Origin of the sequence: Pseudonocardia hispaniensis (assembly GCF_042658695.1) — a bacterium.
GTDB lineage: Bacteria > Actinomycetota > Actinomycetes > Mycobacteriales > Pseudonocardiaceae > Pseudonocardia > Pseudonocardia hispaniensis.
Genome location: NZ_JBHSQW010000033.1, coordinates 88,461 through 101,191, shown reverse-complemented (window position 1 = coordinate 101,191; position 12,731 = coordinate 88,461). Strand labels below are relative to the sequence as shown.

Genomic DNA, 12,731 nt, shown 5'->3' with positions numbered 1-12,731 from the left:
GATCGACGGGAACCGCCGGGACCGCCGCACGAGCCATCGGGTTGGGGTGGCTGCCGCGGACGGAAGAGCCAGAAATCGCTACCGCGCCGTGGGGAGAGCAGTCATGATCGACCGATGGGAGATTTGACCGATGGCGACGCCGCCGGCCTGGCTCGGGCGTTGACCCGGCTGCTGGAGGACACCCGCTATCGCGTCGTCGGTGGTGGCGGCTCGCCGCTGGTGGAGCGAGTCACGGGGCATGTCGGGGTGCGGCTGGCCGATCTGCCCAATGTCGCGGTGAGCCGCCCGGCCTGGCAGCACGTCAACCTCCACCTGGGGATGCAGGCCTACCTGCGGGCGTACACGCCGGAGGCGGAGTGGTTCGGCGTGGCCGGGGCGCACCGCGCCCACGAGGACCTCGTCGGACTGCTCGCCGGGGCCGAACAGCACGGGATGTACCGGCTCGGGGCCGTGGACTACGCCACGGCCGCCGCCGGACCGGACCGGACGGTCGAGGTGGTCGATCTCGGCTTCGTAGCCACCGCGGCCCCGGACGGCAGCCCGGTCGTCGTCGGGTTGCGCGGCGGGCTCCAGATGGGGCCGGAGCCGACCTGCGAGCTGCGCGTGCTCGCCGCGGACCGAGCCACCGCCGGCGCCGTCCGCGACGAAGTGGAACGCCTGGCGAGCGAGCACGACGTCTATCGCGGCGCGGTGCTGACCTTCGACATCAACGAGCACTACGGCAACGAGCTGGTGTCGTTCCTGCCTCGTCCCGATCTGGCCAGCACCGACGTGGTGCTGCCCGACGGGGTACTCGAGGTCATCGAGCGGCATGTGGTGCGCTCGGCGACACGGACCGAACGGCTGCTGGCAGCGGGCCAGCACCTCAAGCGCGGGTTGCTGCTGCACGGCGCGCCCGGCACCGGCAAGACCCACACCGTCCGATACCTGCTCGGCCGGCTGCGCGGCTGGACCGTCGTGATCCTGTCCGGACGCGCCCTGCGGCTGCTGGCCCAGGCCACCACGCTGGTCCGGCGCCTGCAGCCGGCCGTGCTCGTGATCGAGGATGTCGATCTGATCGCCGAGGACCGGGGCACGTACCAGTCCTCGCCGCTGCTGTTCGAGCTGCTCAATCGCATCGACGGGGTCGATGCCGACGCCGACGTCACCTTCCTGCTGACCACGAACCGGGCGGCGGAGCTGGAACGCGCCCTGGTCGACCGACCCGGCCGGGTGGACCTCGCGGTGGAGGTGCCGCTGCCGGATGCGGCGGCCCGCGAGCGGCTGCTGCGGCTCTACGCCCGGGGCCTGGCCCTCGACGAGCAGCACGTCGCCGAGGTGGTCGCCGCCACCGAGGGCGTCACCGCGTCGTTCATCCGTGAACTGGTACGCCGCGCCGTCCTGCACACCCTCGACGCCGAGGACGGCGGCGGACCGGACGGGCGGGCGCTGCCCGCGGCCCTGGCCGAGCTGTCCGGCGAACGGTCGGCGCTGACCCGGGCGCTGCTCGGCGGCGGTGCGGCGACCCCGTCGGGGCCGCGGGAAACCCGACGCGGCTTTTCCGCCGTGGCGGGTGCTCCGCAGCCCGGACTCGCGCCGTGAGTCCCGGCGCACGCCAGCCGGTTCTAGCATCGTGGTTCGCTCAATCGAGCGGCGTGCACGTCAGGGTCCCGCCCTGGCGGCGCCGAGGGATTGGAGCAGCGGTGGACCACAGCGGCCTTCACAGCTCGTCGGCGTCCGAGACGATCGCCGGCTTTCGGCGATGGAGCTGACCGGGTCGGCCGACCGCCGTGCCGTCCTGCGTCGTCGCATCCGGCTGCTGGTCGCCGCGACGATCACCTACAACGCGATCGAGGCGATCATCGCCCTGTCGGCCGGGACGATCGCCTCGTCGGTCGCGTTGATCGGGTTCGGGCTGGACTCGGTGATCGAGGTCAGCTCGGCCGCCGCGGTGGCCTGGCAGTTCTCCGGCCCGGATCCGGAACGCCGCGAGCGGGTGGCGCTGCGGGTGATCGCGGGCTCGTTCTTCGCGCTCGCGGTCTATGTGACGGTCGAGGCGCTGCGCACGGTGTTCGGCGGCGACGAGCCGGAGCGCTCGACGGTCGGGATCGCGCTGGTAGCGGTCAGCGTGGTGGTGATGCCGATCCTGTCGTGGGCGCAGCGCCGCGCGGGTCGGGAGCTCGGTTCGGCCAGCGCCGTCGCCGACTCCAGGCAGACGCTGCTGTGCACGTATCTGTCGGCCGGGGTCCTGGCCGGGCTCGTCCTCAACGCGGCGCTGGGCTGGTGGTGGGCCGACCCGCTCGTCGCGCTCGGGTTGGCCCTCGTCGCGGTACGGGAGGGCCGCGAGGCGTGGCGCGGGGACGGCTGCTGTGCGCCGCTGCTGCTCGATGCGGACCCGGCGGACGGCTGCGGCTGCGCGGCCGGATGCACCGGCCCCTGCTGTGTGGGAGGGCCTTGATCACCGGTCCGCGGTGATCCGGTGGTCCGACATGGACGGTGCGACCGGGGACTACGGGGCGAGCTCGTAGAGGGTGTTGAACGGGTCGTCCACCGCGATATGGCGCACGCTGTGAAACCCCGCCTCGGTGGCCATCCGCCGCAGCACCGGCTCCGCCAGCCCGCAGGTGCCGAGCCCGGCGCCGCCTTCGGCCAGCGAGACGGTGAGGCAGTAGTTGAGGCTGAAGGCGTACAGCAGGGTGGCGATCGGCCCGACGTTGTCCTCGGGTCGATCGGCGCAGTTGATGTCGACGCAGATGTACCGGCCATCCGGCTCGAGAGCGTCGTGGACGGCACGCAGCATCCCGGCGGGGTCGACGGCGTCGTGGACGACGTCGAAGGTCGTGATCACGTGGTAGTGCCCGGGCAGGCCCTCGGTCACGTCCAGCGTCTGGAACCGGACCCGGTCGTCGACCTGGGCCGCACGGGCCTGGTCCGTCGCGAACTCGATGTCCCCGGCATGCAGGTCGAACCCGACGAACTGGGCGCGCGGGAACTCCTTGGCCAGGCGGATCACGGCGGCTCCGCGGCCGCAGCCCACGTCGGCCACCGAGCCGCCGGATTCCAGATGGGCGGTGACGTCGGGCATCCGCGGGAGCCAGTCCTCGATGAGGGCGTTCTCGAACCACGGGGCGGTGAACCGGGCCAGGGTCTCGCGGGTCTGCGCGGAGAACGCGCTCAGCGCGACGCCGCCGCCCTCGCGGAACGCGGTGAGCAACTCGGTGAACGTGTCTGCCTTCTCGATGCTGTCCCGGAACATGGCGCCGCAGAACAGCGGGCCCGCTTCCTGCGCCAGCACCGGCACGTGTTCGGGAGGGATCGCATACCGGCCGGTGTCGGCGTCGCGGCTCAGGTAGCCGGCGGCATGCATGCCGGCCAGCCACTCCCGCACGTACCGCTCCTCGAGGCCGGTGCGGTCGGCGAGCTCATCGCTGGTCGCCGGGCCCCGCCCAGCAAGGTCGGTGAACAGTCCGAGCGCGTCGCCGATCGCGGCGAGGTAGCAGGCGCTCGCCCCGACACAGTCGCCCAATACCTTCTCGGCGAAGGCCTCCGCGCCCGCGATATCGGTGGTCGGCAACGTGACGCACCTCCTCAGCCAGCGGATGTCATCGACGTTCGGGGTTACCCACCCGCGGCTCCTCGGGCACGGCCCGTCCGACCGGCGCACCCCCGTCAACGGGTCGCCCGGGGCTCCGCCGGTCCGGCGCCCAGGTCGATGAGCTCCTCGACGGGGAGTGCCGACGCGTTCGCGGTCACCGTCGCCATGGCCTCCTCGGTGCCGGTGAGGCGGGTGACGGTCAATTCCAGCAGTCGCCCACGGGTGCGCGCAATGTCCGATGTCGCCCCGATGGCGGCGTCCCCGACCCGTCGGCACGGTCGCAGCGCCCACCCGGTGACGACGACTGTCGTGATCCGGCGAAGCGCTACGGTTCGCACCGCGGATGTCGTGGGGGTGGGGATGGCGCGCGCGATCGTCGTCGGGGGTGGAATCGGTGGGCTGACCGCCGGGATCGCGCTACAGCAGCGCGGCTGGGAGGTCACCGTCGTCGAACGGGCCGCGGTTCTCGAACCGGTCGGCGCCGGCATCGCGATCGCGGCGAACGCGTTGAAGGCACTGGATACCTTGGCGCTCGGCGACCCGGTCCGCCGCCTGTCGCGGATCCAGGGTGTCGCTGGGGTGCGCCGCTTCGACGGCCGTTGGCTCACCCGCACCACCGAGGACGTGGCGGCCGCACGCTACGGCGACTCGGTGGTCGTCCTGCTCCGGGCCCGGCTCGCCGAGATCCTGCTGGACCGGCTCGGCCCCGGTGCGCTGCACCTCGGCTGCACCGTGCTCGACGTCGACCCGGAGCGGGGACGGGTGAGAACCGACGCGGGCGACCTCGACGGCGACCTGGTCGTCGGCGCCGACGGCATCAACTCGCTGACCCGCGGCGTGGGGTTCCCCGACCATCCCGGGCCGGAGTACGCCGGGGTGACCGCGTGGCGGGCGGTCGTGCCGTGGTCGGGGGAGCCGGTGCGGGCGACCGAGACCTGGGGCGGCCGGGGCCGGGTGTTCGGTGTCATCCCGCTGGCCGACGGCCTCGTCTACCTCTACGCCACCGACGGCGTCCCGGCCGGGCTGCGAGCCGACGACGAACGGGCCGGGCTGCTGCGCACCTTCGGCCACTGGCACGAGCCGATCCCCGCGCTGCTGGCCGCCACCGACCCGGCCGCCGTGCTGCGCAACGACGTCCACTGGTTGCGGACGCCGCTGCCGGCGATGCACCGCGGACGGGTCGCGCTGCTCGGCGACGCCGCGCATCCGATGACCCCCAACCTCGGGCAGGGCGCCTGCCAGGCGATCGAGGACGCGGTGGTCCTCGCGCACGTGGCCGGTGACGGCCGTATCGACCTCCCGTCCTACACCGCGGCGCGGCTGGCCCGCGCCACCGCGCTGGTGCGCCGTTCCTGGCGGGTCTGCCGGCTGACCCGGCTGCGCCACCCGCTCGCGCTCGCGCTTCGCGACCGGCTGCTGATGGCCGGGTCGTCGCTGTTCCCGGACCTGTTGCTGCGCTCCATGGACGACGTGCTGGGCTGGACGCCGCCGCAGGCGGCCCGCAGGTCGTCCTGACCGGAGAAGCCGGGTGGGGAGCGGCATCCGGCCAGGTGGTCTCCGGCAGCGCCGCGGTCATGGGATGCTCAGGTCAGGCCCGAGCCGCACCCGTGCCGCAGAGGAAAGGGATGATGTCCACAGTCTCCGACGAGGGCGCGCGCAGGGCGGGTCGTCGCCCGGTCACGTCGCGCGCCGAGATCGAACACATCGCCCTGGACCTGTTCACCGAGCGCGGTTTCGACACCACGACGGTCGAGGACATCGCGCACGCCGCCGGTATCGGCCGCCGCACCTTCTTCCGGTACTACGCCTCGAAGAACGACGTGCCGTGGGGTGCGTTCGACGAACAGTTGCACCGGATGCGGGCCACGTTCGCCGCGCTGCCGCCCGACGTCCCGGTCATGGCCGGCGTGCGGGCCGCGGTGCTCGACTTCAACGAGGTCGAGCCCGCGGAGCAGCCCTGGCACCGCAGGCGGCTGCGGCTCATCCTCGGTACCCCGGCGCTACAGGCGCATTCGACGCTGCGTTACGCCGCGTGGCGGCAGGTCGTCGCCGACTACGCGGCCGAGCGGCTCGGGCAGCCCAGCGACGCGCTGATCCCGCAGACGATCGGGCACGCGAGCCTGGGTGTCGCGCTCGCCGCCTACGAGCGCTGGCTGGCGGCGGAGGGCTCGGACCTGCGGGCGTTGCTGGACGAGGTGTTCCGCTCGCTCGAGTTCGGCTTCGCCGGGGCGGGCGTCGATGGGGACTTCTGCCGTTGAGCACCTCGCGCCCCGGCACCGGGCACGACCACGGCCATCGCCGGTGTGATGCCCGGTCGCGGGTCGGCGGCCGTCATGGCGACGATCGCCGCTCCCGGGAACGTGCGCTCACCTGCGCGCCCGACAGCAGCACGAGCGGCTCGCCGTCGTAGCACAGGAGCTCGACGACGATCACGCCGTCGCCGAGATTGGTGACCCGGCGGATGCGGGACACGTCGAGCAGCACCGGCCCCCGGTGCCGAGGGCACTGCACCGCGAACATCAGATGAGCCTGTCGGCGATCGTCACGCCCGGTAGTTCATCGGACGGCGTTGACGAATCGCTGACGCGAAATCCGCGGGTCCCTGGTCGGCCGCCCCGAAGGACCTGCCGGCCTCGTCCGGCTGTCCGAACGCGTGGCTCACCCCGCCCGGGTCGGGTCGACGATGTCGTCGATCGGCGAGATCGAGTCGCACGGGAAGCCGCCGCGGCGGGCGTGCTCTCGGATCAGCTCGGGGTCGGTGGCGTAGTAGACGCAGTAGAGCTTGTCGTCGGTGACGTAGCTGTGCGCCCACTGCAGGTTCGGGGCCAGCTCGGAGAGCACGGCGTTGGACTTCGCCCAGACCTTCTGCCGGTCGGCCTCGGGCATGTCCTGGATGCCGGGAACGGTTCGCTCGATCAGGTACTTGCGCATTGCCGCCTCCTTCGATCGGGTCGATCTGGCGGGGCCGACGCTAGGGCGCAGACCTTTCCGATTTCTTTCCGGCTCGCGCGGCGCGGCGGCTACGGCCGGGCGGCGCGGGCCCGGAAGGCGGGACGGCGCTCGTCCAGCAACGCCCGTACCTCGGCGATCGCCACCGGCCATCGGCCCCGCCCTCGCCACAGGACCTCGACCACGGGTTCGGCCGCGGCAAGCAACCGCTCGGCGGCGTCGACGTCCCCGGTTCGCGCACGTACCGCCGCCGCCGGCACCAGGAACGGGACACGACAGAGCGGGCAAACCTCGGCGGGACGCACCAGGCTCAGCTCGGCCGAGTCGAGCACGGCGAGCGCGGCGTCGTCGTCGGCCGCGGCGCTGGCCATGGTGCCGTAGATACGGGTGAGCAGATGCCGGGTGGACAGCGGGGAGCAGCGGGCCGCGTCCAGCGCGTCGTCGAGCAGCGGCCCGGCCGCCGCGGGCCTGCCCACGGCGATCGCCAGCTCGGCGAGCCGGTGCAGGGCGACCGCCTCGCCGCCCCGTTCCCCGAGGACGCGGTGGGCCCGGGCCCCCGCCAGCAGGTTGGCCTCGGCGGCGGCCAGGTCGCCGTCGAGAAACTGGGCCTCGCCCAACACCGTCGTCGCGAACGCGACCCCGCGCGCGGCCCCGCCGCCCGCCGCGTCACGGATGCGCGACGCGAACTCGGCCAGCTCGGCGCGGCCATCCGGGTCGTCCAGGACGATCTCGGCCATACACAGGTGGGTGTCGGACAGCATCCCGGCCAGCGCGGCCGCGTTACGTGGGTCGAGCACGTCGGCGACCAGCTGCGCGCCGTACCGGCCGCGGCTGTGTGCCACCAGCGCGCGGAGCATGGTCGCGTCGAGCACGTCGGCGGGCCGGCCGGCCAGTGTCGCCAGCAGGCCGGCCCGCCCGGCGGCCTGTTCGGCCTCGTCGATGCGGCCGGTGAACCAGGCCAGCAGGCCGGTGGTGAGCAGGTGGGCCAGACGCGTCCGCTCGGTCGGGACGATTCCGTCGAGCGCCTGCGCCGTACCGGCGGCATCGCCCGCCATGAGCAGGACGCGGGCCTGGCGGATGCGCAGCGCGTCGGCCGTCTCCCCGCTCGCCGCCGCGGCCGCGACACCGAACGCCACCGGCGCGGCCGGATCACCGCTCGCGTAGCCGAACTCGGCGCGCATCGACAGCAGGTCCAGCCGGTCCGGCTCGATCTTCAGGCCCGTCTCCACGTGTGCCAGCGCCTCGGCGTAGGCCCCGCGCCCGGCGGCGCGGTCGGCCGCGCGAACCAGCCAGGGCAGCGCCTCACCCTCCTGTCCTGCGGCGAGGAGGTGTCGTGCCACCCGGGCCGCGGGAGCGTTCGCGGTGGCGAGCCGATCGGCGGCCTGCCGATGCACCGCGGCCCGTCGGTGTGGCGGCAGCCCATCGGTCAGGACGCGGCGTATCACGGCGGTCCGGAACCGGTAGCAGCCGGCCGCCACCTCGATCAGCCCCGCGTCCATCGCCCGTTCCAACAGATCGGGGGTCGCATCCGGATCAAGACCGGCCAGCGCCGCGAACTCGGCCACATCGAGGGCCTCCTCGACCACCGCGACCCGGCGCAGCGCCTCGGTCAGCTCGGCGGGCAGCCGGTCCAGCCGTGAACCGACGACGGCCGCGGCACTGGCCGGCACCTCGACCCGGCCGCGTTCGATGAGCCCCGCGGCGACCTCGACGGTGACGAGCGGGTGCCCGCCGGACACGGCCCACACCTCGTGCACCGTCTCCGGGTCGACCCGGCGTCCGCACCGATGCTCGACGAGCTCGCGTGTCTCCTCGCGGGTCAGCGGGCCGAGCGTCACCTCGATCGAACCCGGCCTGCCCAGCAGTTCGGCGCGAGCCCGCTGCGCGGCCGGTCGCGCGGGATCGGAGACCAGGGACAGCAGCACGGTGACTCGGGCTCGGGTGCAGCGGGCGAACGCGACCAGCAGCCCGAGGGATTCCTCGTCGGCGAGGTGCGCGTCGTCGAGGAACAGCAGTGCGGGCGCCCCCGCGCCGCAGAGCCGGTCCAGCGCCGCGATCAGCTGGGCTCGGGTCGGGAACGGGGACCGGTCGCGCAGCGGCGTCGCGAAGGCTGAGCGGGCATCCGCCGGCAGTGCCTCGGCCAGCTCCGGTCGTGCGGCGAGCGCGCTGTCGGCGGCCCGCAGCACCGCGGCGAACGGCAGATCCTCGGCCCCGAGCCCGGCGGTCGGCAGGACCAGTGCCCCGTCGGCCGCCACAGCGGCCACCAGCTGCTCACACAGCCGGGTCTTCCCGATGCCGGGCTCGCCGGTGACCAGCATGACCCGCATGCCCGCCCGCAGCGCGGCCCGCAGCCGGGCCAGCTCGACCTCCCGGCCGATCAGGACGTCGTCCCGTCGGGCGCGGGCCAACGACCCGGTGATCCGGCCGACCAGCGTGAGGGTCTCCGTGCCGGGGGCGACGCCGAGCTCGCGGGCCAGTGCGGCGCGCAGCAGGCCGAACTGGCGCAGCGCGGCGTGCCGGTCGCCGCGGGCGAGGTGCCGGCGCATCAGGGCCCGCTGCGCTGCCTCGTCGCACGGGTCGAGCTCGACGAGCTCGTCCCACCGTCGCGCGCCCCGCAGCATGTCCCGATGCAGCAGCCGCAGCGCCTCGCGGCGGAATGTCGTCCAGTCCGCGTAGCGGCGCTCGGGCAACAGCTCGCCGCCGTAGAGATCGGCCGCGGCGGCGTGCAGCGTCGCGTCCTGGGCCGACCGGGCCCGGCGGGCGGCCGCTTCGAACCGGTCGACGTCGGTACTGACCTCGTCGCCGGGGAAGAGTGTGACGCGGCCACCGCGCAGCGCCACCGCATCCGGACCGAGCACCCGGCGGGCCCAGTGGGCCGCCCGGTGCAGGCTCGCCGCCCCCGCCTCGGCGGGCAGGTCGGGCCACAGTGCGTCGAGCACCTGATCCCGCAGCAGCGACCGCCCCGGGGCCAGCGCGAGCAGTTGGACGAGGTCCGCGGCCCGCCGCGGTGGCCAGGCCGACTCCGGGACCGGCCTCCCGTGCAGCGTCACCGCGAAGCTCCCGAGCAACCGGATCTCCACGGGCACGAGCTGTATTATGTCGGAAGCCTACGTAATCTGGTCAAGGGGGAGTCGGCACGATGGCCACGGCACGCAGACACACGCTGGTCACCGTGCTGCGAGCTGCCGTCCAGGAGATCCTCGAGGAGCTCGTCGACCGGCTCGCGGCGGCCGGCCACCCACGGATCCGCGTCGCGCACAGCCAGGTCTTCGAGAACCTCGACCCCAACGGGACGCGGCTCACCGTACTGGCCAGGCGGGCCCGGATGGCCCATCCCTCGATGAGCGAGCTGGTCGCCGACCTGGAGCGGCTCGGGTACCTCCACCGCGTTCCCGATCCGACCGACCGCCGGGCCCGGCTGGTGCAACTGACCGTCCGGGGCCGCGCGCTCCAGCGCCTCGCGCTGGCCGAGCTCGCCGAGCTCGAGGCGGCCTGGCTGCGCGGGCTCGGCGCGAAGCTGGGGCCGGAGGCGGTCGACGCGCTGGCCGCTGTCCGCGGCGAGGCGCCGCGGTAGCCGGACGGCTCAGCGCTCCGCCGCGAGGGCGGCGACCTGGGCGCCGAGGGTGAGATCGGGCACCGAGCCGAACGCCTGGCCGCGCACCCGCCCGGCGCGATCGACCAGCACGGTGGTCGGCGTACCCCGCATGCCGTAGCGGGAGAAGGTCACCGGCGTCGGGTCGGGGCCGTCGTGACGGTCGATGGCGATCGGGAACGTCAGCCGGTTCTCGTAGACGAACGCGCGCAGCGACACCGGGCGCATCGCCTCATGGTGCTCGAACACGGTGTGCAACCCGAGCACGATCACCTCGTCGGCGGGGAAGGTCTCGGCCACGCGTTTGGCCTGTGGGAGCGAATGGCTCACGCAGCCGGGGCAGAGCATCTGGAACGCCTCCAGCACGACGACGCGCCCGCGCAGCGCGGCGAGGGTGAGCGGGTCGGAGTTGAGCCACTCCGTGACGTCCAGCTCGGGGGCCGGCTCGGCGTCCATCGCAGGTCCTTCCGCCGTCGTGGGGGAGCCGCTAGCCTAGCATCGCACTTAGGACTCCTAATTCAAAGGACTGCCATGACCACCTCCCTCCCGGCCGGGTACACCTACGACGCCCCGACGCTCCCCGCCTCACCGGTCAGCGCCGCCGAACTGGCGCAACTCAAGGCGAGCGTCCTGTTCACCGACGACGACGCCGCCGCGCTGGCCATGGCCGGCGACGTGCTCGAAGACCAGGTCACCGACGTGCTCGACACCTGGTACGGCTTCGTCGGCTCGCATCCGCATCTGGTGGCCTACTTCGCCGACCGCGACGGTGAGCCGATCAAGAGCTACCTCGACGCGGTGTACCACCGGTTCGGTCGCTGGATCCTGGACACCTGCCGGCGGCCGTACGACGAGCGCTGGCTGGCCTACCAGCAGGAGATCGCGCTGCGGCACACACCGGCGAAGAAGAACCGGACCGACGGCGTCGACTCGGCGCCCACCGTGCCGCTGCGCTACCTGATCGCGTTCGTCTACCCGATCACCGCGACGATGCGCCCGTTCCTGGCGAAGAAGGGCCACTCCGAGGCCGACGTCGAACGCATGCATTCGGCGTGGTTCAAGTCGGTCACCCTGCAGGTCGCGCTGTGGTCGCGGCCGTACGCCGAACGGGACTGGTGAGGGGACGTACCCGCAATGGCCGGCGCAGTACGTGATTCGGGCCGGCTCAGTCCGCCCGGGTGAGCCGCTGGAGACGTCGCGGGGTGGGCCAGCGCACCGAGCGAGCCAGGCCGAGCTTCTCGAACGTCCGGATGACCATGGCGGAGACGTCGAGCTGTCCGCGCTCGACCCCGTGCCGCGCGCAGGTCGGGTCGGCGTGGTGCAGGTTGTGCCACGACTCGCCGAACGACAGCGCCGCCAGCCACCAGACGTTCGTGGAGCGGTCCCGGGCCACAAACGGGCGGTTGCCCCAGATATGGCAGATCGAGTTGATCGACCAGGTCACGTGATGCAGGAGAGCGACGCGGACGAGACCGGCCCAGAAGAAGGCGGTGAAGGCGCCCCAGATCGACCAGCTGACGAGCCCGCCGATGACGGCGGGCAGCCCGAGGCTCGCAAGGGTCAGCCAGAGGAACCCGTTGTCGATGCGCACCAGATCGCGATCGGCAAGGAGGTCGGGGGCGAAGCGCCGGGCGTTGGTCCGGTCCCGGTTCATCAGCCAACCCATATGCGAATGCCAGAACCCACGGGCCAACGCGCGGGGACCGGTGCCGTAGCGCCACGGCGAATGCGGATCGCCCTCCTTGTCGGCGAACGCGTGGTGCCGGCGGTGGTCGGCCACCCAGGCGATCACCCCACCCTGAAGCGCGAGGCTGCCGGCGACCGCCAGTGCGATCCGTAGCCCACGGCCCGTCTTGAAAGCGCCGTGGGTGAGGTAGCGATGGAAGCCGACGGTCACTCCTAACCCGGTGAGCAGGTAGCAGCCGAGTGCCAGCCCGAGATCGGTCCAGCCGAGTCCCGCGCCCCAGGCCAGCGGTATCGCGACGACCAGCGCCAGGAGTGGAAGCACCATGAACGCGAGGACGAGCGCGTGCTCGACGGCGGAGCGGCGGCCCTCGAGCATCGGTGCTGCGGCGGATGGGGGACGGTTCTGAAGAATCGAGGGCATCGGCACCTTCGGTGGCGAGGGATGGGCGCACCGGCACGGTGCGCGTTCCGGAACCTGACGACATGCCGGTACGGCCCGCCCTGGCTGGGTGACACGCGGCCCGGCACCCAAGGCGACGGTACGGCAAGTCGAGGCACCCCGCCGGGTGGCGACGGGCCTCGGGGGCCGGTGGCCACCGCGTGCTAGCGTGAGAATCGGTTGCAGTCGTGTCTTCCTCGATCGTTGTGAAGCGTCCGTGGAGAGTGACAGTGGGCTTCACACGCGTCGCGGAGGCCTCCTCCCCCCGTGAGTGCGCTCACGCAGCCAGCGGTCGGCACGGTGTCGGCCGGATTCGCTTCACATGTGGGAGAGCACCAATGCCGCAGGGCACCGTCAAGTGGTTCAACGCCGAGAAGGGTTTCGGCTTCATCGCCACTGACGACAACGGTCCGGACGTCTTCGTCCACTACTCGGCCATTCAGGCGGACGGGTTCCGCACCCTCGAGGAGAACCAGCGCGTCTCCTTCGAG

14 protein-coding genes are annotated in these 12,731 nt (G+C 72.9%); 7 read left to right on the top strand and 7 right to left on the bottom strand.

Going from position 1 to position 12,731, the window contains the following annotated elements; all coding sequences use genetic code 11:
* Positions 1-114: 114 nt before the first annotated feature.
* The gene (locus tag ACFQE5_RS15865; RefSeq protein WP_379585889.1) at positions 115-1,581 is read left to right on the top strand and encodes an AAA family ATPase; all 1,467 of its coding nucleotides are present in this window, start codon (positions 115-117) and stop codon (positions 1,579-1,581) included.
* A 160-nt stretch (positions 1,582-1,741) separates the two neighbouring features.
* Positions 1,742-2,437 carry a cation diffusion facilitator family transporter gene (locus ACFQE5_RS15860; RefSeq protein WP_379585887.1) on the top strand — a complete coding sequence of 232 codons (696 nt, stop codon included), beginning with the start codon at positions 1,742-1,744 and terminating at the stop codon, positions 2,435-2,437.
* Positions 2,438-2,488: 51 nt separating this feature from the next.
* Here ACFQE5_RS15860 and ACFQE5_RS15855 read toward each other — a convergent pair whose 3' ends face one another.
* Together ACFQE5_RS15855 and ACFQE5_RS15850 are read right to left on the bottom strand one after the other, a co-directional pair.
* A complete protein-coding gene (locus tag ACFQE5_RS15855) occupies positions 2,489-3,553 on the bottom strand; it encodes a methyltransferase domain-containing protein (protein WP_379585886.1) in 1,065 nt (354 codons plus the stop codon).
* Positions 3,554-3,648: 95 nt separating this feature from the next.
* A complete protein-coding gene (locus ACFQE5_RS15850) occupies positions 3,649-3,912 on the bottom strand; it encodes a hypothetical protein (protein WP_379585883.1) in 264 nt (87 codons plus the stop codon).
* 22 nt (positions 3,913-3,934) lie between these two features.
* Here ACFQE5_RS15850 and ACFQE5_RS15845 point away from each other — a divergent pair, with 22 nt between their 5' ends.
* Both ACFQE5_RS15845 and mftR read left to right on the top strand, forming a co-directional pair.
* Positions 3,935-5,089 carry an FAD-dependent monooxygenase gene (locus ACFQE5_RS15845; RefSeq protein ID WP_379585880.1) on the top strand — a complete coding sequence of 385 codons (1,155 nt, stop codon included), beginning with the start codon at positions 3,935-3,937 and terminating at the stop codon, positions 5,087-5,089.
* Positions 5,090-5,202: 113 nt separating this feature from the next.
* A complete protein-coding gene (gene mftR, locus ACFQE5_RS15840) occupies positions 5,203-5,832 on the top strand; it encodes a mycofactocin system transcriptional regulator (protein WP_379585878.1) in 630 nt (209 codons plus the stop codon).
* 73 nt (positions 5,833-5,905) lie between these two features.
* Here mftR and ACFQE5_RS15835 read toward each other — a convergent pair whose 3' ends face one another.
* The 3 genes from ACFQE5_RS15835 to ACFQE5_RS15825 form a co-directional block, all read right to left on the bottom strand.
* Complete coding sequence (locus ACFQE5_RS15835; RefSeq protein ID WP_379585876.1) at positions 5,906-6,094, bottom strand: hypothetical protein; 189 nt, start codon at positions 6,092-6,094, stop codon at positions 5,906-5,908.
* 138 nt (positions 6,095-6,232) lie between these two features.
* Positions 6,233-6,505: a DUF4242 domain-containing protein gene (locus ACFQE5_RS15830; protein WP_379585874.1), complete on the bottom strand. Its 273-nt coding sequence runs from the start codon at positions 6,503-6,505 to the stop codon at positions 6,233-6,235.
* An 89-nt stretch (positions 6,506-6,594) separates the two neighbouring features.
* A complete protein-coding gene (locus ACFQE5_RS15825; RefSeq protein ID WP_379585872.1) occupies positions 6,595-9,609 on the bottom strand; it encodes an ATP-binding protein in 3,015 nt (1,004 codons plus the stop codon).
* Between the two features lie 53 nt (positions 9,610-9,662).
* On the opposite strand from ACFQE5_RS15825, the gene ACFQE5_RS15820 reads away from it, so the two are divergent.
* Positions 9,663-10,097, top strand: coding sequence for a MarR family winged helix-turn-helix transcriptional regulator (locus ACFQE5_RS15820; protein WP_379585870.1), 435 nt, complete (start codon positions 9,663-9,665; stop codon positions 10,095-10,097).
* A gap of 9 nt (positions 10,098-10,106) precedes the next feature.
* Here the strand turns inward: ACFQE5_RS15820 and ACFQE5_RS15815 are convergent, their stop codons facing one another.
* A complete protein-coding gene (locus ACFQE5_RS15815) occupies positions 10,107-10,571 on the bottom strand; it encodes a redoxin domain-containing protein (protein WP_379585869.1) in 465 nt (154 codons plus the stop codon).
* 75 nt (positions 10,572-10,646) lie between these two features.
* Here ACFQE5_RS15815 and ACFQE5_RS15810 point away from each other — a divergent pair, with 75 nt between their 5' ends.
* On the top strand, positions 10,647-11,234 hold the full coding sequence (locus tag ACFQE5_RS15810; protein ID WP_379585868.1) for a protoglobin domain-containing protein: 588 nt from the start codon (positions 10,647-10,649) through the stop codon (positions 11,232-11,234).
* A gap of 46 nt (positions 11,235-11,280) precedes the next feature.
* On the opposite strand, the gene ACFQE5_RS15805 is transcribed toward ACFQE5_RS15810, so the two are convergent.
* Positions 11,281-12,222 carry an acyl-CoA desaturase gene (locus ACFQE5_RS15805; protein WP_379585867.1) on the bottom strand — a complete coding sequence of 314 codons (942 nt, stop codon included), beginning with the start codon at positions 12,220-12,222 and terminating at the stop codon, positions 11,281-11,283.
* A gap of 356 nt (positions 12,223-12,578) precedes the next feature.
* Between ACFQE5_RS15805 and ACFQE5_RS15800 the strand changes: the two genes are divergently transcribed.
* On the top strand, positions 12,579-12,731 hold a 153-nt coding region (locus ACFQE5_RS15800; protein WP_379585928.1), incomplete at its 3' end, for a cold-shock protein.

Bases quoted from the DNA above. Each gene is read 5' to 3' on its own strand.
- ACFQE5_RS15860 (WP_379585887.1), top strand. From the start codon at position 1,742: ATGGAGCTGACCGGGTCGGCCGACCGCCGTGCCGTCCTGCGTCGTCGC.
- ACFQE5_RS15810 (WP_379585868.1), top strand. From the start codon at position 10,647: ATGACCACCTCCCTCCCGGCCGGGTACACCTACGACGCCCCGACGCTC.
- ACFQE5_RS15835 (WP_379585876.1), bottom strand. From the start codon at position 6,094: ATGTTCGCGGTGCAGTGCCCTCGGCACCGGGGGCCGGTGCTGCTCGAC.
- ACFQE5_RS15820 (WP_379585870.1), top strand. From the start codon at position 9,663: ATGGCCACGGCACGCAGACACACGCTGGTCACCGTGCTGCGAGCTGCC.
- ACFQE5_RS15845 (WP_379585880.1), top strand. From the start codon at position 3,935: ATGGCGCGCGCGATCGTCGTCGGGGGTGGAATCGGTGGGCTGACCGCC.
- mftR (WP_379585878.1), top strand. From the start codon at position 5,203: ATGTCCACAGTCTCCGACGAGGGCGCGCGCAGGGCGGGTCGTCGCCCG.
- ACFQE5_RS15805 (WP_379585867.1), bottom strand. From the start codon at position 12,222: ATGCCCTCGATTCTTCAGAACCGTCCCCCATCCGCCGCAGCACCGATG.
- ACFQE5_RS15865 (WP_379585889.1), top strand. From the start codon at position 115: ATGGGAGATTTGACCGATGGCGACGCCGCCGGCCTGGCTCGGGCGTTG.
- ACFQE5_RS15830 (WP_379585874.1), bottom strand. From the start codon at position 6,505: ATGCGCAAGTACCTGATCGAGCGAACCGTTCCCGGCATCCAGGACATG.
- ACFQE5_RS15815 (WP_379585869.1), bottom strand. From the start codon at position 10,571: ATGGACGCCGAGCCGGCCCCCGAGCTGGACGTCACGGAGTGGCTCAAC.